28 protein-coding genes are annotated in these 25,011 nt (G+C 72.0%); 10 read left to right on the forward strand and 18 right to left on the reverse strand.

The annotated features are described in order from the left end of the window. Positions 1 to 20 precede the first annotated feature (20 nt). The 7 genes from J2744_RS05810 to J2744_RS05840 form a co-directional block, all read right to left on the reverse strand. A complete protein-coding gene (locus J2744_RS05810; protein WP_209545614.1) occupies positions 21 to 1,757 on the reverse strand; it encodes a bifunctional N(6)-L-threonylcarbamoyladenine synthase/serine/threonine protein kinase in 1,737 nt (578 codons plus the stop codon). Between the two features lie 9 nt (positions 1,758 to 1,766). Then, positions 1,767 to 2,072, reverse strand: a complete 306-nt coding sequence (locus J2744_RS05815) for a 30S ribosomal protein S24e (RefSeq protein ID WP_209545616.1) — start codon at positions 2,070 to 2,072, stop codon at positions 1,767 to 1,769. 147 nt (positions 2,073 to 2,219) lie between these two features. After that, a complete protein-coding gene (locus tag J2744_RS05820) occupies positions 2,220 to 2,852 on the reverse strand; it encodes a GTP-dependent dephospho-CoA kinase family protein (RefSeq protein WP_209545618.1) in 633 nt (210 codons plus the stop codon). A 31-nt stretch (positions 2,853 to 2,883) separates the two neighbouring features. Beyond that, positions 2,884 to 3,081, reverse strand: coding sequence for a transcription elongation factor subunit Spt4 (gene spt4, locus J2744_RS05825; protein ID WP_092919942.1), 198 nt, complete (start codon positions 3,079 to 3,081; stop codon positions 2,884 to 2,886). After that, positions 3,081 to 3,656: a DNA-directed RNA polymerase gene (locus tag J2744_RS05830; RefSeq protein ID WP_006114408.1), complete on the reverse strand. Its 576-nt coding sequence runs from the start codon at positions 3,654 to 3,656 to the stop codon at positions 3,081 to 3,083. The genes spt4 and J2744_RS05830 overlap by 1 nt, the downstream gene beginning before the upstream one ends. A gap of 21 nt (positions 3,657 to 3,677) precedes the next feature. After that, on the reverse strand, positions 3,678 to 4,172 hold the full coding sequence (locus J2744_RS05835; protein WP_209545620.1) for a PIN domain-containing protein: 495 nt from the start codon (positions 4,170 to 4,172) through the stop codon (positions 3,678 to 3,680). A gap of 1 nt (position 4,173) precedes the next feature. Then, the gene (locus J2744_RS05840; RefSeq protein WP_209545622.1) at positions 4,174 to 5,418 is read right to left on the reverse strand and encodes a translation initiation factor IF-2 subunit gamma; all 1,245 of its coding nucleotides are present in this window, start codon (positions 5,416 to 5,418) and stop codon (positions 4,174 to 4,176) included. Positions 5,419 to 5,903: 485 nt separating this feature from the next. On the opposite strand from J2744_RS05840, the gene J2744_RS05845 reads away from it, so the two are divergent. Together J2744_RS05845 and J2744_RS05850 are read left to right on the forward strand one after the other, a co-directional pair. After that, positions 5,904 to 6,437 (forward strand): DUF5810 domain-containing protein, encoded by a 534-nt coding sequence (locus tag J2744_RS05845; RefSeq protein WP_209545624.1) that lies wholly within the window; start codon positions 5,904 to 5,906, stop codon positions 6,435 to 6,437. Between the two features lie 36 nt (positions 6,438 to 6,473). Continuing rightward, positions 6,474 to 6,911: a DUF5809 family protein gene (locus tag J2744_RS05850; RefSeq protein WP_209545625.1), complete on the forward strand. Its 438-nt coding sequence runs from the start codon at positions 6,474 to 6,476 to the stop codon at positions 6,909 to 6,911. Positions 6,912 to 7,049: 138 nt separating this feature from the next. Here the strand turns inward: J2744_RS05850 and J2744_RS05855 are convergent, their stop codons facing one another. From J2744_RS05855 to cofD, 8 genes are all read right to left on the reverse strand, one after another. After that, positions 7,050 to 7,316, reverse strand: coding sequence for an elongation factor 1-beta (locus J2744_RS05855; RefSeq protein WP_209545629.1), 267 nt, complete (start codon positions 7,314 to 7,316; stop codon positions 7,050 to 7,052). 1 nt (position 7,317) lies between these two features. Beyond that, positions 7,318 to 7,497: an HVO_2753 family zinc finger protein gene (locus J2744_RS05860; protein WP_128909087.1), complete on the reverse strand. Its 180-nt coding sequence runs from the start codon at positions 7,495 to 7,497 to the stop codon at positions 7,318 to 7,320. 124 nt (positions 7,498 to 7,621) lie between these two features. Next, entirely contained in the window at positions 7,622 to 8,857 is a 1,236-nt protein-coding gene (locus J2744_RS05865) for a tripartite tricarboxylate transporter permease (RefSeq protein ID WP_209545636.1), read from the reverse strand. 86 nt (positions 8,858 to 8,943) lie between these two features. Beyond that, positions 8,944 to 9,138 (reverse strand): 30S ribosomal protein S17e, encoded by a 195-nt coding sequence (locus J2744_RS05870; RefSeq protein ID WP_209545637.1) that lies wholly within the window; start codon positions 9,136 to 9,138, stop codon positions 8,944 to 8,946. A 106-nt stretch (positions 9,139 to 9,244) separates the two neighbouring features. Then, a complete protein-coding gene (locus tag J2744_RS05875) occupies positions 9,245 to 9,907 on the reverse strand; it encodes a DUF447 domain-containing protein (RefSeq protein ID WP_209545638.1) in 663 nt (220 codons plus the stop codon). After that, positions 9,904 to 10,971, reverse strand: a complete 1,068-nt coding sequence (locus J2744_RS05880) for a triphosphoribosyl-dephospho-CoA synthase (RefSeq protein WP_209545640.1) — start codon at positions 10,969 to 10,971, stop codon at positions 9,904 to 9,906. Before J2744_RS05880 ends, J2744_RS05875 begins: the two co-directional genes overlap by 4 nt. Continuing rightward, positions 10,968 to 11,831 carry a tRNA-dihydrouridine synthase gene (locus J2744_RS05885; RefSeq protein ID WP_209545642.1) on the reverse strand — a complete coding sequence of 288 codons (864 nt, stop codon included), beginning with the start codon at positions 11,829 to 11,831 and terminating at the stop codon, positions 10,968 to 10,970. The genes J2744_RS05880 and J2744_RS05885 overlap by 4 nt, the downstream gene beginning before the upstream one ends. After that, the gene (gene cofD, locus J2744_RS05890) at positions 11,828 to 12,865 is read right to left on the reverse strand and encodes a 2-phospho-L-lactate transferase (protein ID WP_209545644.1); all 1,038 of its coding nucleotides are present in this window, start codon (positions 12,863 to 12,865) and stop codon (positions 11,828 to 11,830) included. Before cofD ends, J2744_RS05885 begins: the two co-directional genes overlap by 4 nt. Positions 12,866 to 13,033: 168 nt before the next feature. Here cofD and J2744_RS05895 point away from each other — a divergent pair, with 168 nt between their 5' ends. Further along, a complete protein-coding gene (locus J2744_RS05895; RefSeq protein ID WP_209545645.1) occupies positions 13,034 to 13,489 on the forward strand; it encodes a hypothetical protein in 456 nt (151 codons plus the stop codon). Between the two features lie 45 nt (positions 13,490 to 13,534). Here J2744_RS05895 and J2744_RS05900 read toward each other — a convergent pair whose 3' ends face one another. Beyond that, a complete protein-coding gene (locus J2744_RS05900) occupies positions 13,535 to 14,431 on the reverse strand; it encodes an isoaspartyl peptidase/L-asparaginase (protein WP_209545647.1) in 897 nt (298 codons plus the stop codon). A 133-nt stretch (positions 14,432 to 14,564) separates the two neighbouring features. Here J2744_RS05900 and J2744_RS05905 point away from each other — a divergent pair, with 133 nt between their 5' ends. From J2744_RS05905 to icd, 3 genes are all read left to right on the forward strand, one after another. Next, on the forward strand, positions 14,565 to 16,085 hold the full coding sequence (locus tag J2744_RS05905) for an HTTM domain-containing protein (protein WP_209545654.1): 1,521 nt from the start codon (positions 14,565 to 14,567) through the stop codon (positions 16,083 to 16,085). A gap of 61 nt (positions 16,086 to 16,146) precedes the next feature. Beyond that, on the forward strand, positions 16,147 to 17,229 hold the full coding sequence (locus J2744_RS05910; RefSeq protein ID WP_209545656.1) for a glycosyltransferase: 1,083 nt from the start codon (positions 16,147 to 16,149) through the stop codon (positions 17,227 to 17,229). 123 nt (positions 17,230 to 17,352) lie between these two features. Continuing rightward, positions 17,353 to 18,615: an isocitrate dehydrogenase (NADP(+)) gene (icd, locus tag J2744_RS05915; protein ID WP_209545661.1), complete on the forward strand. Its 1,263-nt coding sequence runs from the start codon at positions 17,353 to 17,355 to the stop codon at positions 18,613 to 18,615. Between the two features lie 553 nt (positions 18,616 to 19,168). Here the strand turns inward: icd and J2744_RS05920 are convergent. Continuing rightward, positions 19,169 to 19,582 (reverse strand): Lrp/AsnC family transcriptional regulator, encoded by a 414-nt coding sequence (locus tag J2744_RS05920; protein ID WP_053770586.1) that lies wholly within the window; start codon positions 19,580 to 19,582, stop codon positions 19,169 to 19,171. Between the two features lie 97 nt (positions 19,583 to 19,679). Here J2744_RS05920 and carA point away from each other — a divergent pair, with 97 nt between their 5' ends. Beyond that, the gene (gene carA, locus J2744_RS05925; protein WP_209545663.1) at positions 19,680 to 20,747 is read left to right on the forward strand and encodes a glutamine-hydrolyzing carbamoyl-phosphate synthase small subunit; all 1,068 of its coding nucleotides are present in this window, start codon (positions 19,680 to 19,682) and stop codon (positions 20,745 to 20,747) included. A gap of 195 nt (positions 20,748 to 20,942) precedes the next feature. Further along, positions 20,943 to 21,812 carry a 5'/3'-nucleotidase SurE gene (surE, locus tag J2744_RS05930; protein WP_209545665.1) on the forward strand — a complete coding sequence of 290 codons (870 nt, stop codon included), beginning with the start codon at positions 20,943 to 20,945 and terminating at the stop codon, positions 21,810 to 21,812. 27 nt (positions 21,813 to 21,839) lie between these two features. On the opposite strand, the gene J2744_RS05935 is transcribed toward surE, so the two are convergent. Further along, positions 21,840 to 22,079 carry a hypothetical protein gene (locus tag J2744_RS05935; RefSeq protein WP_209545667.1) on the reverse strand — a complete coding sequence of 80 codons (240 nt, stop codon included), beginning with the start codon at positions 22,077 to 22,079 and terminating at the stop codon, positions 21,840 to 21,842. Positions 22,080 to 22,484: 405 nt separating this feature from the next. Between J2744_RS05935 and J2744_RS05940 the strand changes: the two genes are divergently transcribed. Both J2744_RS05940 and J2744_RS05945 read left to right on the forward strand, forming a co-directional pair. After that, positions 22,485 to 24,257, forward strand: a complete 1,773-nt coding sequence (locus tag J2744_RS05940; protein WP_209545669.1) for a glutamate--tRNA ligase — start codon at positions 22,485 to 22,487, stop codon at positions 24,255 to 24,257. 78 nt (positions 24,258 to 24,335) lie between these two features. After that, on the forward strand, positions 24,336 to 24,665 hold the full coding sequence (locus J2744_RS05945; protein ID WP_053770590.1) for a 4Fe-4S dicluster domain-containing protein: 330 nt from the start codon (positions 24,336 to 24,338) through the stop codon (positions 24,663 to 24,665). Positions 24,666 to 25,011: the final 346 nt, after the last annotated feature.

Here is a 25,011-nt window from a genome sequence, read left to right on the forward strand (position 1 = left end):
CGTCGTTCGCTCCGCCGCCGTCAGCGATACCGACCGCGGTCCGCCACGTCCCGAAGCCGGTCGAGGACCTCGTCGTCGCCGACCGACTCGTAGCCCGACTCGAGCGCCGCTATCAGCGGCTCCGGATCGGTCGCGGTCGCCCGGACCGACCCCTCGAACACGTGGAGGTCCATCGCGTGGTCCTCGACGTGACCCGTGTGGTAGCCGAGTCCGAAGTCGATGAGGTACGTCTCCGGCGCCGCGCTCGACTCCCCGCTCGTCTCCGCACCCTCGGCGTCACCTCGCGCCGCCGCCGCGCGGTCGGGCGACACCCGCACGTTCCGTGTGGTCGGGTCGCCGTGGACGATCCCCGCGTCGTGAAGCCGCGCGAGGTGGCGACCGACCGCTTCTGTCCGGCGCTCGTCGAGGGCCGTCGCGAGGTCGCGCTCGCCGACGTGCTGGAGCGTCAGCGTCGTGTTCGCGAGGTCGACGTCGTACACGAGGGGGGTCGGGACGCCCGCGCGCCGCGCCTCGCTCGTCAGCCGGGCCTCCGCGACGGTCCGGTCGCGCCTGAGCGTCCGGTCGAGTTCGGGGTGGCGGTACGACTTCTCCTCGCGCCGCTTGATCACGCGGCGGTCGCCGCCGGTCCCCTCGACCGTCACGGTCGCCTCCGCGCCGCGGCGGTCCGCCTCCGAGTCGCGTCCCGCGGTTCCCGGTCCGCCACCCGCGCGTCCGCGCGCCACCGACTCCCCCGACCGCCACGTCACCGGCACCTGGTCCGGCCGGAAGCTCGGGTCGACCGCGGACTCCGAAATCTCGACGGTGTCGCCGGCGGCCGCCATCTTCGCGCCCAACACGGCGATCATCCCGGCGTTGTCCCGGAGGAAGCGCGGCTCCGGCGCGTGGAAATCGGCGCCGCGGACCTCGCACATCGCGGCCAGCATCTCCCGCAGACGGTCGTTCTGCGCGACGCCGCCGCCCAACACCAGCTCGTCGGCGCCCGTCAGCGACAAGGCACGCTCGGACACCTCCGCGAGCATCGCGAACACGTGTTCCTGAAGCGAAAAGCAGATCTCCTCGACGGGGACGCCGTCGTCCGCGGCGTCGTTGGCGGCCGAGCTGATCCCGGAAAACGAGAAGTCCATCCCCTTGACGACGTAGGGGAGATCAAGGAGGTCGGCGACCGAGTCCGCCCCGCTCTCACCGGAACCGGTCTCGGCGAACTCCGCGGCCGCCGACTCCACCTTCGGCCCGCCGGGGTGACTCCACCCGACGTGCCGCGTGAACTTGTCGATGGCGTTGCCCACGCCCGCGTCCATCGTCTCGCCGAGGACGCGGTAGCGCCCGTCGTGGTAGCCGAGCAGGTGCGCGTTCGCGCCCGAGGCGTTCAGACACACCGGATTGTCGAACCCGGAGCGGTGGCGGCCGATCTCGAGGTGCGCGACCATGTGGTTGACGCCGACGAGGGGGACGCCGAGCGTCCCGGCGAGCGCCCGCGCGGCGGTTCCGACGATCCGGAGGCAGGGACCGAGTCCCGGCCCGCGGGAGAAGGCGACCGCGTCGACCGCGTCGGGACCGTGTTCCGCCTCGGCCGCGGTCAACACCCGGTCGACGACCTCGGGGATCGCCTCCGACATGTGTTCGGCGGCCTCGCGCGGGTGAATGCCGCCGCTGTCCGGCTCGTAGGGGTCGGATTCGATGAGAACTGAGTCAGTCTCGGCGTCGTACAACGCGGCGCTCGCGCACCACGCGGTACCCTCGATGCCGAGAACGCGCATCCGGCGGGGTTACGCTTCCTCGGCGTCCGCCTCTTCGTCGCCGATCTTGTTGCGTTCGAGCATGTGGTCCTGCTCGACGTCCAGCGCGTCGGCGGCCGAGTCGTACACCTTCGCGTAGCCGACCGTCTTGCGCATGCCGAACTTCGTGTCCAGCTCGTGGACGACGACCTCCTCGGAGTCCTTGTCGAGCTTGGCCGCGAGCGAGTCGCGGACCGACAGCCGCGAGGGGGTGGCCTCCTCGTGGGTCGTTTCGAAACGGATGTCCGTGCGGTGCAGCATCGGGTTCTCCTCCTCGGAGATGATATCGACGTCCATGGTTCAGTTGGGCGTATATCCCCTCGAAAGCTGTAAAAGGATTTCGAAGCGGGGGTGTCGCCGCCGAACTCCCGTCGACCGTCGGCTTCGGCGTCCTCGGAGCAGCCGTCGTCGACCGCCGGTAACGGTCGCGACCGCCGGTGACCTCTACTCCGATCCGGCCGAGTCGTCTCCGGCGGTCTCGTCGGGGTCGATCCCGAGAACCTCGTACGCGGTCGCCGTGTCGCCCGCCAACCCCTCGAACAGCTCCCGCGCCCGCCGCCGGGTCTCGGGCGTGACCGCGACGCGGACCATCCCCTCGCCCGGCTGGCCGTAGACGACCGTCGACCCGAGCGGCGCCGCGAGCATCGCCGGCAGCGCCGCCAGGTCCTCCTCGCCGGTCACCTCGATCGTCACCGACTCGTCCGCTGCGAGCGCCTCGGAGAGCGCGTCGAGCAGCGCCCGCGACAGCCCCGCCGCCGGGTTCTCGACCGCGATCCGTCGCTCCTCGGTCGCCGCGAGCGCGGTCTCGATCTCCTCGCGGACCGCCTCGCGCTCCGTCTTCCCGTCGACCAGCGCGGCGTCCGGCGCGCGGCCGGCCTCCCGGAGGTGATAGGTGACCACGTCGCCGACGGCGATCAGTCGTGGGGACCGCTCCGCCGGCGAGCCGTGTCGCTCGCGGGTCTCGTCGACGGCCTCCAGAAGAGCGGAGATGTCCGTCGTCACCGGTCCCAGCGGCTCCTTGAACGCGTCGCGCAGCGATTCGGGCAGCGTGAGAAGCGGGTCGGATGCGTCGGTCATCTTCCTCCTCCTCCGGTGTCGACGCGGACGGTTACCGGACCTTGAGCGCGTACGCGCCCGCCTCGGAGACGTTCATCTCTTCGGCGATCTGGCTGTCCGCGGGCTTGGTGATGATGACGTAGCCCGCCCAGTCCTCCGTCAGCGACGACGACCCGCAGAGCGCGCAGGTCTGGGCGTCCGGGTCGTTGACGTGGTGACACTCCCGACACGCCAGGCGGTCCTCGGCCATCAGTCGGCCTCCTCACCGGTCTGTTCGCGGTGTTTCCGCTGGCCTTCGAGCCAGTCGTGTTTGCCGAGACCGGGCTGTTTCGCCGTGAGTCCGATCTTCGAGTCGCGGGGGTTGCGCTCGTCGATGCTCTTGGTGACGACGCGGACTCGCACGGCGTCGTCGACGCCGAGCGTCTTGTCCGAGTCCGACGAGGCGAGCTGCTGGTTCGCGCCGTCGAACGTGAGGTACTCGTCGGTGATCTGCGAGACGTGGAGCAGCCCGTCCACCGGACCGATCCCGACGAACGCGCCGAACTCCACCGTCTCGACGACGGTGCCGTCGGCGACCTCCTGCATGTCGGGGTCGTAGGTGAGCGCGTCGAACTCCGCCTCGTAGTAGACGCCGGGTCGGTTGTGTAACACCGCCCCCTCGCCGATGTCGTGAACCTCGATGACGCTCACGACGCTGCCGACGTCCTCGTCCATTCGTCCTTCCAGCTTGTCTTGGAGCAGAGCTTTCACCCGCTCGTCGGTGACGTCCGCCAGGTGCTTCGGCGGGACCTCGACCGTGTCCTTGAGTCGAACTCGTTTGTACATGTTGTTGGTTGTCCGCGGCCGCTATGGTTCCGTTATCGCCAGTGTGTTCCGACCCCTTAAACCGATTACTGGTGCGCCCGCCTCCAGCACCCGGTTCGCGAGGGGTCCGTCGACCGTGACGACGGCGTCGACCCGGCCGGCCGCGGCCAGGGCGACGAGCGCGTCGTCGGCGTACGATTCGTCCGTCTCCACCGCCTCCGCCCGCTCCGCGAGGTCCGCGCCGACGCTCGCGGCGGTCGCCTCCGCGCCGTTCCCGCCCTGGAGGCCGTCCAGCTCCGCGACCACCGCCGCCGGCACCACGGTCTCGTAGCCGCCGAGGAGCCGATCCAGCTCCTCGAACAGCCGCAGGTCCGCTTCGACCGGCGCCATCAGGGCACTCGCGTCGAGCGCGACGACCGGAGCGCCGTCCGGACCGTTCCCCGCGAGATCTCCGCTGCGGGCGTCGCCCGCGGGGGTCGGCTCCGCGTCGCCCGCGGAGGTCGACTCCGGGCCGTCCGCGCGGGCGTCGTCGGCCACGCTACGCGAGCGTCCCGACGCCGATGAGGCGCCAGCGCGCGCCGACGCGTCGGTTGATCGCGATCTGGGCGCCCTCCTCGGCGCAGACGGGCCGCTTGAGGCTCACCTCGCACTCGCCGTCGCGCGCGCTCGTCACGGCGCCGACCGTCGTCGCCGTGCCGACCGTGAGCATCAGCGGCTCGCCGGTGCTGATCTCCTCGATGTCGCTCTCGCCGCTCTCGTCGTCCTCCTTGCCGACGACGCGGTCGAGGAGGTCGACTTTCATCTCGAACTCCTCGCGGGTCGGCGGGAGCGTCCCCGGCTCGCCGGCGACCTGTCCGGCGAGGGCGTCGCCCTTCGTCAGACTGGGGTCGAGTCCGGTGCCGACGCCGAGGAGGCCGCCGGGACGGGCGGTCTCGACGTCGTGGCTGCCGGCCTGAAGCGACCGAACGGACGTTTCGAGGGGGCGCCACTCGGTCTGTCCCCCCTCCTCGACCTCGCGGCCCGGGCGGATCTCCAGGCCGTCGCCGACCGACAGCTCGCCGCGGACCAGCGAGCCGCCGACGACGCCGCCCTTGAGGTCCTCCGCGGTCGCGCCCGGGCGGTTGATGTCGAACGAGCGCGCCGCGTACATCCGGGCGCTCTCGTCCGGGTCGCGCTCCGGGGTCGGGATCTCGGACTCGACGGCGTCGATGAGGAGATCGAGGTTGACCTCCTGTTGGGCCGAGACGGGGACGATCGGCGCGTCCTCCGCGACGGTCCCCTCGACGAACTCCTGAATCTGCTGGTAGTTGTCGACGGCGCGGTCGCGGTCGACGAGGTCGACCTTGTTCTGCGCGATGACGATGTTCTCGATCCCGATGAGATCGAGCGCCATCAGGTGCTCTTCCGTCTGGGCCTGCGGGACGTCCTCGGTCGCGCTCACGACGAGGACCGCCCCGTCCATGATCGAGGCGCCCGAGAGCATCGTCGCCATCAGCGTCTCGTGGCCCGGCGCGTCGACGAACGACACCGTCCGGACCGGCTCGCTCGCGGAGCCGTCCTCGCACTCCTCGTCGACGGTGTAACACTCCGGCTCGTCGACGCCGGGACAGCGGCGGAACGTCGCGTCCGCGTACCCCAGCCGTATCGAGATACCGCGTTTCATCTCCTCGCTGTGCTGGTCGGTCCACGAGCCGGACAACGCCTGTACCAGCGTGGTCTTCCCGTGGTCGACGTGACCGACGAGACCGATGTTCACCTCCGGTTGTGTGTTGGCTTCAGTCACTGTTGGACCTCCTAACGGAGTAGTCTTGTGCGAATTTCGCCCCGTGCGAGTGATAAAGTTGCTGTTATAGCCGCGAGAGACGTCCGCGAGCGAGCCGACGAGGAACCATTTGGTCCCCCAATGCGGTGCGGTGGCGCGTGCCTGCGAGCGGCCGCCGGAGGCGGTCGCGAGTCAGCACGCGCGAGGGAGTCAGTCGCCCGAAGCGGAGCGAGGGCGACTGACGAGGCTGGGGAGGCGTGAGGCGCGGTTGCTGTGCGGTGCGGGGTGGACTCAAAGGGGCAGTCGCGAGGGCGAAGGCGCGCGACGTAAGCACCGCAGTGAGTGAGCGAAGCGAACGAACGAGGAGCGCAGCGAGCGCACCGAGCCCTCGCGACTGGGGCTTTGGAGGTGTCCTCCGCGGAGGAAGCAGTTCCGGCCGAACCACCGATCTCGAGTGATCCACCTTCGACGCGGCTTTACGCCTCACGGCCGAACCCGCGTCCAACATGGGATACGCGTGCCCCGTCTGCGACACCCCGCAGCGCGACGGCGAACACCTCGCGCACCACCTCGCGTTCACGGCGATGCTTCACGGCGACGACCACGAGGCGTGGCTCGACGACCGCGTCCCCGACTGGAGCGACCGGGAACCTGCGGAACTCGCGGCCGAGGTGACGCCCCACGCCGACGACGCCGAGTATAACGAGGTGTTCGAGGACACCGTCGCCCGCGGGCGCCCGGACGTCGGGATGGGGTCGGGAGGGACGTCCTCGGGCCACGACCACGGCGGCGCTGGCCACGGCCACGATCACGCCCACGGCGCCGACTCGGAGTCTTCCACCGGAGCCGGCGTCCCGGACCCCGACGCGGTCGACGACCCGGCCGTCGCGGAGGCGCTCCGCGAGGCGCGCGAGCTGACCCGGCAGGCGGTCGGGGACGACGCCGGTCCCGAAGGCGACGACGCCGCTCCGGAAGCCGACGACGCCGACCGCGACGAGGACTCCGACTCCGAAGCGGACGATCCCGACCGCGACGCGTAGCGGAACGCCCTTCCCCGACCCCAGACAATCCCGGGTATGGAGACCAGAGGCACGTTCGCACCCGAGACGCGGGCCGAGGCGCTCGAACGGTACGAGGAGGTCGGTCCGGTCGCGCAGGTGGTCGTCCGCGAGGCCACGAAGGCGATGTCGTTCGACGCCGACGAGTACGACGATCGCGTCACCCCCGAGGTGATCCGGACCGCCCGCGACGCGACGTTCGCCGAGCTGCTCGCGGTCCACGTCGGCGAGGACGGCGAGTTCGACGCGTGGCTCGCGGACAGCGAGTTCGACGACGAGGACGTGGTGCGGATCGGTTCCGACAACGTCGACAACGTCGTCTGGCACCCGGTCCCCTTCGCGGACACCGTGATCGCAGCGACGTACCAAGAGGAGCCGGACGCGGCCGCCAGCACCCTCCGGCGCAACGCCTTCGGGCGCGTCTACCGCGAGGAGTTCTACGAGTCCGGCCGGTAGCCGACGCGCTCAGCCGATACGGTCGATCCTTACACAGTCTCACCGCGGGCCGCAGCGCGGCCGCTCTCCGAGACGAACGAAACCGCAAAATCGGACCGCGAGCGTCGCCGTCGGCGACGCGGTGGGTAGCTCGACGCCTTACAGGCGACCGACGTTCTCGACCGCGACGGACTCGACCGCTTCGACCTGGGAGAACGCCTCCTCGACGGCCTCCGTGCCGCCCGCGCCGTCGGGAACGATGACCGTCGGGAGGAGCGCGACCAGCCCGAACGCGACGTCGTCGCGCTCGAAGCCGCGGATCTTCGCGCCCTCGGGGAGGACCGCTTCGAGGCGGTCCTGGAGGTCGTCGAGGTCGACGTCGGGGCTGTTCGGCATGACCTTGATCTTGGCGGCGACGTCGCCCATCTTACGGCCCCCGGAACCCGCAGTCGTGGCACTCGTAGAGATTGCTCTGCTTCCGGCACTTCGAACACCGGTAGATAGTGGCGCCGCAGTCCGGACAGGAGAACTGCGCGGCGTTCATGCCGGACACCTGGATCCCACAGGAGACGCACTGCGGGGTACCTTGAGAGTCGCTCTGGCTCATACACGTACTCACCGGCCGCGACTTTTAACCGTTGTTCTTTCCGCCGGGACGACCCGTGCGCCCCGATACCGCACCGCTCGGCGGGCGAGCGACCGGCCGTCGGCGGCGGCACCGCGGCCTCCGTTCACCAGACGATCAGCGGTCCGATCAGCACGCCCATCAGGTGGACGCGCCGCGCGCCGACCCGCGGCGGGACGAGTCCCAACGCGCCGGCGACGAGGAGGACGCCGACGCCGAACCCCCCGGCGAACGCGTACGAGAGGAGCGCGAGCAGCCCCAACACGCCGAGCGACAGTCGGGTGTAGTCGGCGTTGCCGACGATCCGAAGGTACGGGTCGCCGAGCAGCACGACCAGCGCGAACCCGAAGCACGCGGCGGTCGCGGCCGCGACGAGCAGTATCGGCAGCGCGAACGGGACGCCGGCCCGATCGATCGCGACGGTCACGCCCGTGCGCGGCGTCCCGAGCGCGACCAGCGCGAACAGCGCGAACACCGTGTTCGCCGTGCTCGCGCCGCTCGTCGCCACGACGAACCCGCGGTCGGCCGACGCGCGCGGCACCGCGGGCATCGCGGCCACGGCGGCGATGGCGGCCGACACGCCCGGCACGTACCCTACCACCGCGCCGGCGAGCGAGCCGGCGCCCGCGCTCGTCCCGAGGTCGCGGGCGTCCATCGCGATCCGCGGGTCGGCCTGTGGCGGGACGCCATCGCCGCCGAGCGCGTCGACGAGGACCGGGACGCCGAACAGCCCGGCGAACAGCGGCGCGAGGACGCCGCCGGTCGACAGCGGCGCCGCGGGGTCGGCGTCGAGCGTCGCGAACCCGAGCGCGGCGCTCGCGAGGAACGCGACCAGCCCGCCGACGGCGGCCCGCCGCGACGACTCCGTGAGCACGAGCAGGGCGACGACGCCCCCGAGCAGCAGCGGCAGGTGCGCCCGCAGCGTGGGGTACCACCGAACCATGAGCCAGGTGATCGGCACCGCCAGCGGGACCGCGAGCGCGACCGCCAGCCCGGAGCCGACCGCGGAGAGGCGGACCGCCTCCCGGCCGCGCCCCGCGATCACCAACCGGTGACCCGGGAGCGCGGCGACCGCCGTCGCGGCGTCCGGCACGCCGAGCGCGAGCGCGGGGACGATGTCGAGGAACGAGTGGACGACGCCGGCGCCGAGCATCGCGACGCCGACGAACAGCGGGTCCGCCGGCACCGACGGGGCGAACCCGGCCAGAAGCAGCGCGAAGTTGTTGGCGTGGAGTCCGGGGACCAGCCCGCTCGCGGTCCCGAGCGCGATCCCGCCGAGCAGGAACGCGAGCGCGCCCGCGGCGAACGTCGGGTCGACCACCGGCCGCACGAGCGCGTCCATCGAAGCGGGATGGCCGCGGCTCCGGACTTAACGTGTCGGGCGGTCGCGGCGGTCAGCAGAACCAGCGCCGATTCGAATCCGAGCGGTTAGGCGTGCTGTGCCGCCTGCGCCTTCTTCTGGGTGACGTAGCCGGCGATCCGGTTGCGGACGCCCTTCGACTCGACGGTCGTCAGGGCCGTGACGCTCTCCTTGTTCGTCTCGAAGTCGGTGTTGAACGAGTCGGGATACCGCTCCAGCAGGGCGTTCCCGAGCTGTTTGATGTACTTGGGTTTGATGGCCATACCGAGCGGTACCGGCGGCCCGAACTAAAAGGGTTCGTTCCGCCGCGAGCGGCCGCGAGGCGCGGTCCCGGCGGCTCGGGCCCGGCCGAGATCCGGCGGCGGCCCCTCAGGACCGGTCGCGCTCCCGCCAGCCGGTCGCCTCGTCGATCCGCGCGAACGCCTCGCGCTCGGCCGGCCCGCCGCAGCGCTCGACCACGTCGGCGAAGTACTCCAGCCGCACCAGCAGCTCCCCGGCGTCGAACGCCGGCACGTCCAGTCGCGAGGCGGCCACCGTGGCGTCGACGACCGCGCCGAACCCCCGGTTCACCGTCGGCACGCGCTCGGTCACGACCTCCCACTCGACCGGCGACAGCTCCCACGTCCGAATCGTGGTGTCCCCCTCTGTCTCGGCCGCGACCTCCTCGGCGCGCACCTCGACCCACGCGTCGGCGCTCGGCAGGACCGGTTCGTCGACCTCCCGAACCGTGAGCGCCGCGTCCACGAACGTCCGTGGGTCGACGGTGAACTGGACCACGCCGCCCGCGCGCTCGGCGAAGTTCCGCCACGTGCGGGTTCGCCCGTAGGTGCGCGCGGTGACCGGTCCCTCGGGGTCGTCCGGCGCGTGAAGCCCCAGCGCCGCGACGTTCCACCGGTCGTTCGGACCGCGAGTCGTCACGACGGACTCGGTGACGCCCCGGAGCGGCACCGGCCAGCCGTCGGGTGCGACGCATGCGGGGTCGGTCCGGTCGGTCCGCTCCGCGGTTCCGTCGTCGGGAGGGTCCGAGGTCACGGCGCCACCTCCGCGCCGCGCCGGAGCGCGACGAACAGCGCCGCGCAGGTGAGGTCGGCGGTCGTCCCGGGGTTTACCCCTTCGGCGACGAACGCATCCGCCAGCGACTCCGCGGCGTCGAGGTCGGCGTCGTGGACGGTGTCCGCGTCGATCGCGTCGATGTCCCCGACGGGTCCGGCCGCGTCCCCCTCGTCCGGTTCCAGAATCTCTCTCGCCCGAGCGCTCGCCTCGCGGGCCGTCTCGGTCCCCCGCGTCGACGCGACGAGGGTGTCCGGCTCTGCCGCGAGCAGTCCCAGGAACGCCCGTGCGGCCCGGTCCGCGAGCGGTCCCTCGTCGGTCAGGATCCACTCGGCCGCGCGGAACGTCCGCGGAAAGCCCTCGGTCCACTCCGCGGCGTTTCGATCGGGGACGCGGTCCGGTTCGGCCGAACCGGTCGCGTTCGCGGAGGCGGCCGACTCCGACGAATCGGCCGGCGCCGCGGACAGCGCCAGCACGTCGCCCAGGGTCGTCTCGCGGTCGCGGAGCGCGGGCTCGGCGTCGCTCCCGCGTCGCACGTCGAGGGCGTCCGCGCCCGGCGGCGGGTCGTCGACCGCGACGTCGACGGACTCGAACGCGCGGTAGAACGCGACCGCGTCGTCGACCGTCGTCGCCCGACACACCGCGTCGACGCCGGCGGGAGCGAGTTCGCGGTCGGGATCGGCGGCCGTCCGCACCAGCGGGACCAACAGCAGCAGACAGCCGAACTGCGTGTTCGTGCCGGCGCGCGAGGCCATCCCGGAGACGGCGCGTTCGAAGGCGTCGCCGACCGCGGGGTTCCCGTCCGCAGAGTTCCCGTCCGCGGCCGTCTCCGCCGCCAGTTCGAGTCCCGCCCGGGCGCCGACGGCGCCCCCGAGGAACGACTCGAACCGCAGGTCGTCGAGGTCGCGGCGGCGGTCGACGTTCCCCGGCTTCGGCGTGCCGGCGACCTCCACCAGAAGCGCGAGCGTCGCGTCGTCGACCGGATCGGTCGCGACGGCGTCGCTCGCGCCGACCGCGTTCGCCTCCCCTCGCTCGTCGCGGCTCACGGTTTCGCCTCCGGCTCGGGATCCACTTCATCGCCGTCGCGGTCTCTCAGCGCTCCCATCCGCCACTCCTCGATCGCGTCCGCGACGCGCGCGAGGACCGGCGGGTCCTCGGTCGGTCGCCCGACGCTCACCGCGTCCGCGCCGTGTTCCGCGTACTCGGCGACCGTCTCCCGGCCCCGGACGCCGTTGTTGGCGACGATCGTCAGGTCGGTGAGATCGCCCGCGTCGCCGCTCGCGGGCGCCGCGTCGACGGCCGCCGCGATGTCGGCGATCACCGCCTCCGAGTCCATCGCGTCGACGTGGAGCCAGTCCGCGCCGGCCGCCGCGGCGGTCTCCGCGACCGCGACGAGGTCGACGCCGGGGACCTCCGCGCGGCCCTTCACGCTCGTCGTCGCGCCCGCCTCGGCCGCCGCGGCGACGTAGCTCGCGAGGCGGTCCGGGTCGCGGAGGAGGGACTCCCCGCAGCCGACCGCGCGTAGTTCCGGCTGTCGGCAGTGAGCGTTGACCTCGCAGACCGCGTCGCGGTCGGCACAGACCTCGGCGACCTCGCGGATCGCCTCCGGCGTCGCGCTCCGGACGTTGATCCCGGGTCGGACCGGCGCGTCCGCGAGCGCGTCCAGCTGGTCGGCGACGAACGCGACCGGATCGGCCGGGAGGAACTCCTCGCGCCCGCGGGCGACGAGGTCGCGGGCGGCGGCGCGGCTGGCCGGGTCGAGCGCGACGCCCCCGAGGATTGCGACGTCGACGTGCTCGGCCGCGGCGCGGGCCCACTCGGCGTCCGCGGCGCCGCTGAGGCTCGCGGCGACGAGGAACGGAGCGTCGCCCGCGGGCGCTTCGCTCCCGTCTGCGCTCCGATTCACCCCGCGCCCTCCCGCGGCGGCCGCGCGGCCGCCGCGTCGTCGTCGACCGCCGCCAGCGCGCGCTCGCAGGCCCGGGCGACGCGCTCCGCGTCGTCGGCGTCGTCGATCCGCGTGTCGGTGCGCTCGACGTGGCGGTCGAGTTCCGTCGGGTCCGCGTCGTCGAGGACGAACGCGTCCGCGAAGGGATAGGACTCGGCCACGCCCGCGGTGGAGGGGTCGCGTCCGACTCCCTCCATCAGGTCCGCGGCCGGCCCGGAGAACACCTCGTCGCCGACGAACGGCGAGACGGCGACCACGGGCGTCTCCCGGAGCGCGCGCTCGAATCCGGGGAGCGCCAGCATCGGCCCGAGGCTCGTCACGGGGTTCGAGGGACCGATCACGACCGGATCCGCGAGCGCAGCCAACACGGCGTCGGTCGGCTCGGCGTCGGCGGCGCCCCGGAACTCCACGTCGGCGACGGCCGGCTCGCCGCGGCGCGCGACCCAGTACTCCTGGAAGTGGAGCGCCTCGCCGCCCTCGGTGTGGATCAGCGTCGCGACCGGGTCGTCGGACATCGGGAGGAGGTCGACGTCGAGTTCGAACGCGTCCGCGAGGGTCCGAATCGCCTCCGTCAGCGTGTGCCCCTCGTCGAGCAGGCCCGTGCGCGTGAGGTGGACCGCCCGGTCGCGGTCGCCGATCTCCATGAACTCCCCGACCCCAGAGAAGCGCCGCCAGCGGGCGATCTCGCGGCCCGCGGTCTGCGCGTCGTCGTCGAGATATCGCGGGGCGGTCCCGAGTCCGACCTCCTCGGCGAGCCGGCGCAGCTCCTCGTGGGTCGCGGTCGTGTCGCCGTCGATCCCCCACCACGTCTCGCGGTCGAGGACGCCGCTGCCCGCGAACAGCACGGTGTCGACGTCCGGGCAGACGAGGTGGCCGCCGAGCTCGACGTCGTCGCCGGTGTTGGCGACGACCGCGGTCTCGGCCGACTCGAACACCCGGGCCGCGCCGTCGAGGAGCTTCGGCGTGCCCGTCCCCCCGGCGAGGAAGGTTACCATACCGGCGCAAGGCGGCGGTCGGGTTTGTATCCTCGCCTCCGCGGTCCGTTCCCTTTCGCCCCCTGCGGTCCGTCCCCTCTCGACTCCGCGGTCCGTTCCCTCTTGCCCCCCGCGGTCGGCCCCCGAGACGCGATGGATTAATGTGAGTTCTGGGTGAGTGCTCCTCGCATGGACCCCGCAGACCTCACCGCCGCCCTCTCGGTCGCGCTCGCCTCGATAGTTCTCGTCGTCGCCGCCGCGCTGATCGGACTCCTCGACGCGGTGTCGCCGCTTTTCGCCGCGCTCGCGGTCGCCGTCGCGGATCGGCTCGCGCCGCTCGCCGCCGCGATTCCCGACGCCGGACCGTCTGTCGAGTCGCTCCTGTTGGTCGGCCTTCCGTCCGCGCTCGCGCTCGCGACCGCCGCTCGCGGGGTCGCGAACCCGACTCCGGCGGACGTCGCGCTCGCTGCCTTCGCCGTTCCGTGCCTGCTCGTCGCCGCCGCGACGGTCGCTGTCCGATGGGTCGGCGATCCGGGGGTCCTCCTCGGCGGGCTCGTCACCTTCGCCGCCGGAGCCGTCCTCGCCGTCATCGTCGTCGTCGACGCGGCGCTGACGCTCGGGACGACCGCGCCGAGGGCCGGCTGAGCGCCCCGCGAGGAGCGGCTGAGACTCTCAGGAGGGTCGGCCGACTCACTCGCCGCGAACGACGCTCGTCTGCATCCCGTCCGTGTTGAACGCGCTCCCGGCCTCCTCGCCGCCGAGGACGATCACGCCCGCGCCAGATCCGGTGATCTCCGCGAACTCGTCGATCGCGCGGTCCGCCGCCTGCTGGGCGCCGACACCGTCTTCGAGGTGCCTCACGGCCCGTCGCGAGAGCGTCACGCGCGCGATGTCCTCTCCGGCGCCCGTCGCGCTCGCGCCGCCCGCCTCGGTACAGAAGAACCCCGATCCGACCTGCGGCACGTCGCCGACGCGCCCGGCGAGCGCGAACGACCGGCCGCCGGTGGAGGTCACCGCTGCGAACGTCTCGCCGTCCGTCGCCACCGCGCCGACCGTGTCGTGGTCAGGAGCGTCGCTTTCGGATTCCCCGCCCGCCTGGTCGTCGCCCGAGCCGAACCGCGAGGCGAGCCAGTCGAGGTGTTCGCGGGGACCGCCCCGCGTCGGGTCCTCCGCCTCGTAGCGCTCCCGCGTCTCGTCGGTGAGCAGGTCGACGCCGGTCTCGACCCCGAACTCCGCCGCGAGGTCGACCGCGTGCTCGCCCGAGACGAAAATGTGCGGCGTCTCCGAGCGAACGACGCGAGCGACGCTCGCCGCGTGTTCGACGCCGGGCATCGAGCAGGCCGCGCCGACCTCGCGGTCCGAGGTCATCACGCCCGCGTCGGTGCGGACGACGCCGTCGGACTGGACCGCCCCGCCGACGCCCGCGTTGAACCGCGGATCGGACTCGAGGACGCCGACCGCGGACTCCACCGCGTCGAGCGGCGTCGCGCCCTCCGCGCCGCGCGCGGCCGCTTCGTCGAGGACCGCCTGTCTCGGCTCCGGGTCGTCGGGGGCGCCGCCGGCGCCGCCGTGGACGATGACTCGCATACCGGAGGCTCCCGCGGCGGCCACATAAGCGCCCGGAAGCCGGCGGCGACCGCGGGGAGCCGGTCGGTCTCCGCGCGCTCGACGCCGCGCCGCCGCAAGACCTATTCCCGCCGGCGGGCGATCCGAGCGCATCGTGACGACCGCCGACGCCGCCGGCGTTCTCCCTCGGGCTCGCGCCGCGCTCCGGTCTCGGCTCGGGATCGACCCGCGCGCGCTCGCCGCGTTCCGGATCGCGCTCGGGGTCGTCCTCCTCGCGGACCTCGCGCTCCGCGCGCGGAATCTGACCGCCTTCTACACCGACGCGGGCGTCCTCCCGCGCTCGACGCTCGCCGACGCGTACCCGCTCGGCGCCCGCCTCTCGCTTCACGCCGTTTCCGGCGACGCGTGGGTCGTCGGGGCGCTGTTCCTCCTCGCGGCCGTCGCCGCCGCCGCGCTCGCGCTCGGCTACCGGACCCGCGTCGCGGCCGCGGTCTCCTTCGTCCTGCTCGCGTCGCTTCAGGCGCGGAACCCCTTCGTCCTCAACGGCGGGGACACCCTCCTCCTCTACCTGCTCGGCGCCGGACTGCTGTGTCCGCTCGGCGCTCGCTGGTCGGTCGACGCGGTCCGGCACCGCGGCGTCGAACCAGCGGGTTCGCCGAGCGAAGGAGGACCCGACCGCGTCGCCGGTCCCGCCTCGGCGCTCCTCTTGTGCCTCGTGGTCGTGGTGTACGTCTCCAACGCGGTCGAGAAGCTCCGCGGGACGGCGTGGCCCGCGGGCGAGGCGGTCGAGCGCGTCTTCCGACTCACCTACCTCCACGGCCCGCTCGGCGGACTCGTCCCCGAGTGGTCGCCCCTGCTCTCGGCGGCCACCTACGGCTGGCTCGCGCTGCTCGTCGCCTCGCCGCTGCTGATCGCGGCGGCCGGTCGGGTCCGGGCGGCGCTCGCGGGGACGCTCCTCGCGGCGCACCTCTCGATGGCGTTCGCGCTCCAGATCGGCGTCTTCTCGGCGATCTCCGCGACCGCGCTGCTGCCGTTCTTCCCCCCGTTCGTCTGGGATCGAGTCGAACGCGCGGTCGCCCCCGCGGCAGGCCGGCTTCGGCGCACCGCAGTCGGTCGATTCGCCCCCGCGGAGTCGGCGACCTCACCGATCGGAGCCGGGCCGATCCGGGCCGTCCGCCGGTGGGGCGCGGCCGCGGTCCCGGTCGTCGCCGCGGGCCTCCTCGTCGCGCTCGTCGCGTGGAACGGGATGGCGCTCGGGTTCGTCGAGACGCCCGAGGCGGTCGCGTCGGTGTCGGACCCGACCGAGGGCGGCTGGGACATGTTCGCGCCGAACCCGCCCTCGACCGACGCGCTCGTGCTGGCGACCGCGACGACCGCCGACGGCGACCGGATCGACGCCCTCTACGGCGACCGCGTCGCGCGCGACCGTCCCCCCTCCGACGCTCGCGCGTACCCCACCGCGCGCTGGCGCAAGCTCCTCACGCTGCTCGCGGACGACCCCGACCCGGACCGCGTCGACCCGCTGCTCGCGCACCTCTGCGAGCGCGCGTCAGGGTTCGTTGACGACGAGGACGGTCCGATCCGGTCCGTCACTGTTTCGGCGGTCGACATCGACGTCTATCGCGGCGAGACGCGGGTCGACGAACTCGGGTCGCGGTCGTGTCCGGGGTCGTGACCGCCGAATCTCGGCCGGCGGAACGGCCGCGTTTATCCGTCGACCGCCCGAAGCGCACGGCGTGACCGCTTCGGAACAGACAGCGTCGCCGACGAGTCCGACGCCGGTGTCGGTCCTGCTGCCGACCGTCCGCTGGACCGACGCCTGCGACGAGGTGGTCGACCAGCTCCGCGGGCCGGCGGCGTTCGCTCGCGGGGGAGCGGGCGGCGTGGGAGGCGACGGCTCAGGGGGCGAGAGCGACGGCGGCGACGGCGACGACGGCGACAGTGACGACGCCGACCGTGCCGCTGCCGCCGACCGCGCCGCCGACGAACTCCTCGTGATCTGCGACTCGCCGGACGACCCCGTCGCGGACCGTCGCGGCGACCTGCCGCCCCGGGCGCGGGTCGTGATCGCCGGCGAACCCGAGGGCTGTTCCGGGAAGGCGAACGCGATAGCGGCCGGGATGGAGATCGCCGCGAACGACCGGATCGCGTGGACCGACGACGACTTCCACCACCCCTCGGACTGGCTGGCGACGCTCGACGCCGACTACGAGCGGCAGGGTCCCACCACGGAGGTCCCGGTGTTCGTCGGCGAGGACCCCCTCGCCCGGCTGTTCGAGCCGGCGTACGTGATCGGCGGGACGCTCGCGGTGTTCGCCGCCGGCGTCGCGTGGGGCGGCGCGGTGATATTCGAGCGCGACGACCTCCGCGACGGGGAGGCGGCGTTTCTTCGAGACCTCCGGCGGACCGTCAGCGACGACGGGACGCTCACCGAGCACCTCGACGTGACCGCGGTCGACCGGACGCGGTACGTCCGGGCCGGCGGCTCGCTCCGCGGGTCGCTGGAGCGGTTCGTCCGCTTCCTGACGATCACCCGCTACCACGCCCCGCGGGCGACCGCGTTCAACGCCGCTTTCGGCGTCGTCATGGCCGCGCTCTGTCTGTTGGCGCCGATCGCGGGCGTGACGCTCGTCACGGCGCTCGCGGGCGCGGCCTACGCCCGCTTCGGAATCCGACGCGCGACGCTCCTGCTCGCGGCGCCCGGCGTGCTGATCGCGCCGCCGCTGATGGCGTACGCGTTCGCCCGCCGGACCTTCGTCTGGGGCAGCCGTCGCTACCGCTGGCGCTCGATGTTCGACGTCTCGGTCGAACCGGTCTGAGTCCGGGACGGCGCGGGCCGTCGCCGAATTAGATCGGGTCGAAAACCGGCAAACGCTGCGAGCGCGACGCTCCCGCCGAAAACGGCAGGCACTTTAGGGCGCCACAAAAATCTTCGAACGTTCATGAGCTACGACAAGGTCGACGTCCCCGACGACGGCGAAGCCATCACGCTCGCCGACGAGGAGACCGGCGAGCTGAACGTTCCGTCCAACCCGATCATCCCGATCATCCACGGCGACGGAATCGGCACCGACGTCGGACCGGCCGCACAGAAGGTACTCGACGCCGCGGCCGAGGCCACGGGCCGATCCATCGCGTGGATGCGCGTCTACGCGGGCTCGTCCGCCCGTGAGATGTACGACGAGAACCTCCCCGAGGACACCGTCTCCGCCATCCGCGACCACCGCGTCGCGATCAAGGGCCCGCTGACCACCCCCGTCGGCGCCGGCTTCCGCTCGCTCAACGTCGCGCTCCGCAAGACGCTCGACCTCTACGCGAACGTCCGCCCGACCTACTACATCGACGGCGTCCCGTCGCCCGTGAAGAACCCCGAGGAGATGGACATGGTCACCTTCCGGGAGAACACCGAGGACGTCTACGCCGGCATCGAGTGGGAGGCCGGCACCGACGAGTCCGAGCAGGTACGCGACTTCTTAGAGCAGGACATGGACGTCCCGGACGTCATCCACGACGGTCCGGTCGGCATCGGCGTCAAGCCCATCTCCGAGTTCGGTTCGAAGCGCCTCATCCGCGAGGCGGTCGACTACGCGCTCGCGAACGACCGCGACTCGGTCACGCTCGTCCACAAGGGGAACATCATGAAGTTCACCGAGGGCGCGTTCCGCGACTGGGGCTACGAGGTCGCCGAGGAGGAGTACGGCGACGACGTCATCACCGAGGACCAGCTCTGGGAGGAGCACGACGGCGAGCGCCCCGAGGGCACCCTCGTCGTCAAGGACCGCATCGCGGACAACATGCTCCAGCAGCTGCTGACCCGCACCGACGAGTACTCCGTCATCGCGACGATGAACCTCAACGGCGACTACATGTCCGACGCCGCCGGCGCGCAGATCGGCGGTCTCGGCATCGCGCCGGGAATTAATCGCGGCCACGGCCGCTGTCTGGCCGAGCCGGTCCACGGCTCCGCGCCCAAGTACGCCGGCGAGGACAAGGTGAACCCCACCGCGATGATCCTCTCCGGCCGCGAGATGCTCGATTACCTCGGCTGGGACGACGCCGCGGACCTCGTGCGCGAGGCCGTCGAGGAGACCATCTCCTCGGGGAAGGTCACCTACGACCTCCACCGGCAGATCGAGGGCGGCGAGAAGCTCGCGACCAGCGAGTTCGCCGAGGCCGTCGTCGACCAGATCGACGAACTGGCGTAAGGCTCGGTTGGCGGCGTCGACGTCGCGGTCGACGATTCCTCCTATTCTTTTTTCGATTGCGAGCACGAGAGCCGTCTTTACGCGTGACCCCCTGTCGACCACCGATCGGTGAACGACACCGCCAATGCCCCAGTCGCTCGGCTGTACGCGAGAGGCCACAGATCGGCGGCAAACACCTCCAAAGCCCCAGTCGGGAGGCGGACGCACGCTCGCTTCGGTCCTCACTCGGTCGCTCACTTCGTTCGCTCCCTCGTTGTGGTCCTTACTTCGCCTGCGCCCGCCTCCCGACTGCCCCTTTGAGTCCCGCCCCGCCCCGCCCAGCACCGCCCCGCCCCGCCCAGCACCGCCCCGCCCCGCCCAGCACCGCCCCGCCCCGCCCAGCACCGCCCCGCCCCGCCCAGCACCGCCCCGCCCCTCACCCTCCCCAGCCTCGTCGGTGGTCCTCCGCTTCGCTCCGGACCACCGACTCCCTCGCGGGCTGACTCGCGGCCGCCGTTGGCGGCCGCTCGCAGGCGCGCCACCGGGTATTCAGCTATAAGCAGTCGTGGTTCGCCTACCCCAGCCGCTCGTCGAGGATGAGCCGCGTCTTCGTCGACTTGACCTCGTCCATCTCGCGGGCCTTGGTGATCAGTTCGTTGACCGCGCGCGTGTCGACCGCGTCGACGACGAGGACGACGTCCTCCTCGCCCGAGACCTGCCAGACGAAGTCGACCTCCTCCCACTCCACCATGCGCTGGCCGACCGCGTCGGTGTTGACGTTCATCTCCACCGAGATCTCGATCATCGCCTTCACGTTACCGGTGCGGGTCGTGACCGTGAACCGCTCGATCACGCCCTCCTCGGTCATCCGGTCGACGCGGTTGCGCACGGTCCCCTCGGAGGTCCCCACTCGGTCCGCGATCTCCGTGTACGGGGTCCGCGCGTCCCGTCGCAGGATCGAGAGGATCCGTCGGTCGAGGTCGTCCATACCGATTCCTCTCTCCCCCGCCGCCTTACCCGTTACGAATATCGTAACGAACCTTCGAACGACGCATTTATTACGCTTTACGCGTACGTTTCTCGTAATGTCGGACGCCTACATCGCGCTGGCCGACGGACGCGTGCTCGAAGCGCGCGCCCGTGCGCCGGGGCGCACTCGCGGCGAACTGGTGTTCACGACCGCGTACACCGGCTACGAGGAGTCGCTCACCGACCCCTCCTACGCCGAACAGATCCTCACCTTCTCGTACCCCCTCATCGGGAACTACGGCGTCCGAAGCGAGCGGTTCGAGTCCGAGTCGGTCCAGCCGCGCGCGGCGATCGCCCGCGAGCTGACCGACGACGTCGCCGACTGGCTCGCCGGCGAGGACGTACCGGCGGTCGACCACGTCGACACCCGCGAGATCGTCACCACCGTCCGCGAGGAGGGCGCGATGGCCTGCGGGATCGCCGCCGGCCCGGACGCGACCGCCGAGGACGCGGTCGCGGAGATGGAGGCGTGCAAGCCGATGAGCGACCACGTCGACATCGGCGCGCAGGTCTCGGTCACCGAGCCGACCGTCCACGAGGGCGCCGACGGCGTCGACGTCGACGTGGCCCTGCTCGACTGCGGCGCGAAGGGATCCATCATCTCCTCGCTCACCGACCGCGGCGCGGACGTCCACGTCCTCCCGTACGACGCGACCCCCGAGGACGTGGCCGCCGTGGAACCCGACGTGCTGTTCGTCTCGAACGGTCCCGGCGACCCGGAGAACTTCGTCGCCGCCCAGGAGGTCGTCGACGAGTTCGCGGGCGAGGTGCCGCTGGCCGGCATCTGCCTCGGCCAGCAGGTGATCACCAGCGCGCTCGGCGGCTCGACGGAGAAGATGGCGTTCGGCCACCGCGGCGTCAACCAGCCGGTGAAGGACCTCCGCACGGACAAGGTCGTGATGACCACCCAAAACCACGGCTACACGGTCGACGACACCGGCCCGCTCGAGGTAACGCAGGTGAACGTCAACGACGACACCGTCGAGGGCCTCGACAGCGACGAACTCGACGTGATCACCCGCCAGTACCACCCCGAGGCGAACCCCGGTCCGCACGACTCGCTCGGCTTCTTCGACGAGGTGCTCGACCTGGCGACCTCGTCGCGTCGAGTCGCCGCCGACTGAGGGTCGCACTTGCCGACTGAGGGTCGCACCCGCCGACCGACTCCCGGACGGTCCCGCTTTCCCCCGCTCCCGACGCCCTCCGACTGACCACTCGGAGTACCACCCGGCCGACATTCGCGACGCCCGTCTTCGCCCGCCCCTCCGCGCTCGCCGCGGACCGGCGACGTTTTCTCCCGTCCCCTCGCACGGTGACGCATGCCAACCGAGATCCTGCTCACCAACGACGACGGGATCGACGCCGTCGGGATCCGGGCGCTCGCGGACGCGCTCTCGCGCGACCACGACGTGACGGTCGTCGCGCCCGAGAGCAACCAGTCCGGCGTCGGCGGCGCGCGCTCGTGGTGGGAGACGACGGTCGACTACACCGAGACGGACCGCGGCTACGCGGTCGAGGGGACCCCCGCGGACTGTGTCGCGGTCGCGGACGTGGCGCTCGGACTCGACCCCGACGTCGTCGTCTCCGGCTGTAACCACGGCCCGAACATCGGCGCGCACATCCTCGGGCAGTCCGGGACCGTCGGCGCCGCGATGGAGGCCTCATTCCTCGGCACGCCCGCGATCGCGGTCTCGCTGTACGACCGCGGCAATCTCCCCGTGCCGCCGACGCTCGACAACGGCGACTTCGCGGTCGCCGGCGCGGTCGTCGCCGACCTGCTCGACCGGATCGACGACGGGAACCTCCCGTTCGGCGCCGACGTGCTGAACGTCAACGTGCCGGCCGCGGACGACGAGGCGGCGGCGGATCCCACGTACCGCCTGACCGAACCCGCCCGCGGCTTCGACGTGATCGAGTTCCGACCGGGCGAGGAAGGTCCGGACGAGGAGAACGTCCCCGAGGGCTGGGAGTTCGGCGAGCGTCGCGGCGAGATGGGGATGGAGCTACGCGACCGCTTCTGGCGGGAGTTCCTCCGTGGCGACGTCGCGGACGACCCCGGCTCGGACCGGCGCGCCGCCGTCGAGGGCGAGGTGAGCGTCTCGCCGCTGTCGAGCTCGCGCGCGATCGCCGGCGAGGAGGCCGGCGACCTCATCGAGCCGGCGCGCGGCGCAGAGACCGGCGCCGACTAAGAACGGCGGCGTCACCGATCGCCGGTCTCAGCGTCGCCGGCGGGGGCGCCGCTGCCCACCGGCGAACTCCGCGGCGAGCCGGCCGAGGTACCACACGACCACCAGCCCGAGACCGAACCCGCCGCCGAGCGCGGCGAGCAGCTGAATCGGCGACGGGTCGAACTGGAGGGCGATAAGCGGCGGCGAGACCGTGACGATCGCGAGCAGCGCGAGCTTGATCTTCCGGTTTCCGGACTCCCGCTCCGCCTCGGAGATGGGTCCTACCACCGCGATCCCCCCGATCCGGTTTCGACGACGGCCGACGCGGCGCTCATGCCCCCACCACGGTCCCGGCGACCATCAAGGCGACGAACCGAACCGGTTCGTCCGGCGTCAACACCTCGGCGTCGACGACCCGGCGTGACGGCCCGGCGCGACGACCGATCGCCCTGCTGGGTTCCGCTCGTTCAAAAGCGTCTCGACCGTTCACGTCGGTAGTGACTCGTTACGGGCGTGAACGGTCTGGGTCGTTTAAGCCCGTTCGACCGCTCATGTCGAGTGCCCCTACCCGCCCCGGACCGCCGCCGCGGCGTCTCGCCGCCTCGGTGTCTCGCCGCCTCGGCGATCTCCCGGGACCCCGCCCCTCCCCGCCGTTTCGCGGCGTTTTTGACCCGACCCCGCGAAGCCCCGCTCATGGACGACGAACTCCGCGAGCGCGTCGCGGCGGCCGGCGAGGCCGCGGCGCTCTTCAACGCGCTCAAACACGGCAGCGACCCGGACGTGGGCGCGATCATGGGTCCGATCATGGGCGAGAACCCCGAGTTCCGCCCGCACGGCGACGAGATTCCGGGCGTCCTCGCGCCGATAGTGAACGAGGTCGGCGAGATGGACGAGGCCGAGCGGCGGGAGCGGCTCGGCGAGCTCGCGCCCGAGCGGCTCGCGGAGCTGGAGGCCGACGACGAGGACGACGACCGCGTCCTCCCCGACCTCCCGAACGCCGAGGACGGGGAAGTCGTGATGCGCGCCGCGCCGAACCCCAACGGCCCGTGGCACGTCGGCCACGCCCGGATGCCCGCCGTCATCGGGACGTACAAGGAGCGCTACGACGGCGAGTTCATCTGCCGGTTCGACGACACCGACCCGGAGACGAAACGCCCCGACCTCGACGCGTACGACGCCATCCTCGAAGACATCGAGTACCTCGGCTTCGAGCCGGACCGCGTGCTCCGCGCCTCGGACCGGCTGGAGACGTACTACGACCACGCCCGCGAGCTGATCGACCTCGGCGGCGCGTACACCTGCTCGTGTTCCGGCGAGGCGTTCTCGGAGCTGAAGAACGCGGGCGAGGCGTGTCCCCACCGCGAGAAGGATAGCGAGACGGTCCGCGAGGAGTTCGCGGCGATGGTCGACGGCGAGTACGGCTCCGGCGAGATGGTTTTGCGGGTGAAGACCGACATCGAGCACAAGAACCCCGCCTTGCGCGACTGGGTCGCGTTCCGGCTGATCGACACGCCGCACCCGCGCGAGGCGGCGGCCGACTACCGCTGCTGGCCCATGCTCGACTTCCAGTCGGGCGTCGACGACCACCTCACGGGGGTCACACACATCATCCGCGGCATCGACCTCCAGGACTCCGCGAAGCGCCAGCGGTTCGTTTACGACTACTTCGACTGGGAGTACCCCGAGGTGCTCCACTGGGGCCACGTCCAGGTCGACGAGTACGACGTGAAGCTGTCGACGTCGACGATCAAGGGGCTGATCGAGACCGGTGAGCTGACGGGCTGGGACGACCCGCGCGCGCCGACGATCCAGTCGATGCGCCGCCGCGGCATCCGGGGACAGGCGCTCGTCGACTCGATGACCGAGCTCGGGATGTCCACCTCCGACGTGGACCTCGCGATGTCGTCCGTCTACGCGAACAACCGCGACCTGGTCGACGACGAGGCGAACCGCTACTTCTTCGTCCGCGACCGCGAGGACGCGCCCGCCGTGGCGCTACCGATCGTCGACGGCGCCGCGCCCGCGCCGGAGACCGGCCACCCGCCGCTCCACCCCGAACACCCGGACCGCGGCGACCGCGAGGTGCCCGCCGGTCGGATCGTCGTCGAGTCCCCGGACCTCCCGCCAGAGGGCGAGCGCGTCTGGCTGAAGGGGTACGGCTGCGTCCGCCACGAGGGCGACGAGCTGGTCTTCGTCGACGCCGACATCGAGGTGGTCCGCGAGGGCGACGTGGACGTGGTCCACTGGGCGCCGGCCGAGGAGGGACTCGACACCCTCCTCCGAACCGTCTCCGGCGACGTGCGGGGTATCGCCGAGCCGGCGCTCGCGGGGGTCGACCCCGACACGGTCGTCCAGTTCGTCCGCGTCGGCTTCGCCCGGATCGACGCGTTCGACCCGGAGGCGACCGACGAGGCGGACGGCCCGAACGGCGCCGAGGATCTGCTGGCGTACTACGCGCATCCGTGAACCGAACTCTGTCAACTCGATCGACCGAATCCGTTCGTCGCGGGCTTTAAACCCGCGACCGGCGAAGCGGGGGCAACAATGGCCATCGACTCGAACTTCGAAGTGAACCGCGAGCGGGTCGGCGAGGAGGACGGCGTCGCCGTGTGGGGACCCGTCGAACCGCCGGAGAAGCAGGGGATCCGCGGGACCCACGTCGCGGTCGACTTCGACATCTGTCTCGCCGACGGCGCCTGTCTGGAGGACTGTCCGGTCGACGTGTTCGAGTGGGTCGACACCCCCGGGCACCCGGAGTCCGAGCGCAAGGCGAACCCCGCCGACGAGGACCAGTGTATCGACTGTATGCTCTGCGTGGACGTCTGTCCCGTGGACGCTATCGACGTCGACCCCGGGCGCGAGAACCGGATCTAAGTAGTCGTTGTCGACGCGATGACGGTCTCCGTCGTCCGAGTTGCTCTTTTATAAGTGGTCGACTGTATCTCGCCGGCGAACACCGCAAAGCCCCAGCCGCGAGGCCGCCGTACGCTCGCTGCGCTCCTCGCTCAGTCGCTACCGCTCCTTCGCTGTGGTGCTTACGTCGCCTACGGCGGCCTCGCGGCTGCCCCTTTGAGTCCCACCCGACCGCGACCGCACGGCACCTCACGCCTCCCCAGCCTCGTCGGCCTCCCTCCGCTTCGCTCCAGTCGGCCGACTCCCTCACGCGTGCTCCTCGCGGCCGCCAAAGGCGGCCGCTCGCAGGCACGCGCCACCGCAGATC

Source organism: Halorubrum trapanicum (assembly GCF_017873555.1).
Taxonomy (GTDB): Archaea; Halobacteriota; Halobacteria; order Halobacteriales; family Haloferacaceae; genus Halorubrum; species Halorubrum trapanicum.

Excerpts from the sequence above, each read along its gene's own strand:
- J2744_RS05810 (WP_209545614.1), bottom strand. The coding sequence starts at position 1,757 with ATGCGCGTTCTCGGCATCGAGGGTACCGCGTGGTGCGCGAGCGCCGCG.
- J2744_RS05815 (WP_209545616.1), bottom strand. The coding sequence starts at position 2,072 with ATGGACGTCGATATCATCTCCGAGGAGGAGAACCCGATGCTGCACCGC.
- J2744_RS05820 (WP_209545618.1), bottom strand. The coding sequence starts at position 2,852 with ATGACCGACGCATCCGACCCGCTTCTCACGCTGCCCGAATCGCTGCGC.
- spt4 (WP_092919942.1), bottom strand. The coding sequence starts at position 3,081 with ATGGCCGAGGACCGCCTGGCGTGTCGGGAGTGTCACCACGTCAACGAC.
- J2744_RS05830 (WP_006114408.1), bottom strand. The coding sequence starts at position 3,656 with ATGTACAAACGAGTTCGACTCAAGGACACGGTCGAGGTCCCGCCGAAG.
- J2744_RS05845 (WP_209545624.1), top strand. The coding sequence starts at position 5,904 with ATGGGATACGCGTGCCCCGTCTGCGACACCCCGCAGCGCGACGGCGAA.
- J2744_RS05850 (WP_209545625.1), top strand. The coding sequence starts at position 6,474 with ATGGAGACCAGAGGCACGTTCGCACCCGAGACGCGGGCCGAGGCGCTC.
- J2744_RS05855 (WP_209545629.1), bottom strand. The coding sequence starts at position 7,316 with ATGGGCGACGTCGCCGCCAAGATCAAGGTCATGCCGAACAGCCCCGAC.
- J2744_RS05860 (WP_128909087.1), bottom strand. The coding sequence starts at position 7,497 with ATGAGCCAGAGCGACTCTCAAGGTACCCCGCAGTGCGTCTCCTGTGGG.
- J2744_RS05865 (WP_209545636.1), bottom strand. The coding sequence starts at position 8,857 with ATGGACGCGCTCGTGCGGCCGGTGGTCGACCCGACGTTCGCCGCGGGC.
- J2744_RS05870 (WP_209545637.1), bottom strand. The coding sequence starts at position 9,138 with ATGGCCATCAAACCCAAGTACATCAAACAGCTCGGGAACGCCCTGCTG.
- cofD (WP_209545644.1), bottom strand. The coding sequence starts at position 12,865 with ATGGTAACCTTCCTCGCCGGGGGGACGGGCACGCCGAAGCTCCTCGAC.
- J2744_RS05895 (WP_209545645.1), top strand. The coding sequence starts at position 13,034 with ATGGACCCCGCAGACCTCACCGCCGCCCTCTCGGTCGCGCTCGCCTCG.
- J2744_RS05900 (WP_209545647.1), bottom strand. The coding sequence starts at position 14,431 with ATGCGAGTCATCGTCCACGGCGGCGCCGGCGGCGCCCCCGACGACCCG.
- icd (WP_209545661.1), top strand. The coding sequence starts at position 17,353 with ATGAGCTACGACAAGGTCGACGTCCCCGACGACGGCGAAGCCATCACG.
- J2744_RS05920 (WP_053770586.1), bottom strand. The coding sequence starts at position 19,582 with ATGGACGACCTCGACCGACGGATCCTCTCGATCCTGCGACGGGACGCG.
- carA (WP_209545663.1), top strand. The coding sequence starts at position 19,680 with ATGTCGGACGCCTACATCGCGCTGGCCGACGGACGCGTGCTCGAAGCG.
- surE (WP_209545665.1), top strand. The coding sequence starts at position 20,943 with ATGCCAACCGAGATCCTGCTCACCAACGACGACGGGATCGACGCCGTC.
- J2744_RS05940 (WP_209545669.1), top strand. The coding sequence starts at position 22,485 with ATGGACGACGAACTCCGCGAGCGCGTCGCGGCGGCCGGCGAGGCCGCG.
- J2744_RS05945 (WP_053770590.1), top strand. The coding sequence starts at position 24,336 with ATGGCCATCGACTCGAACTTCGAAGTGAACCGCGAGCGGGTCGGCGAG.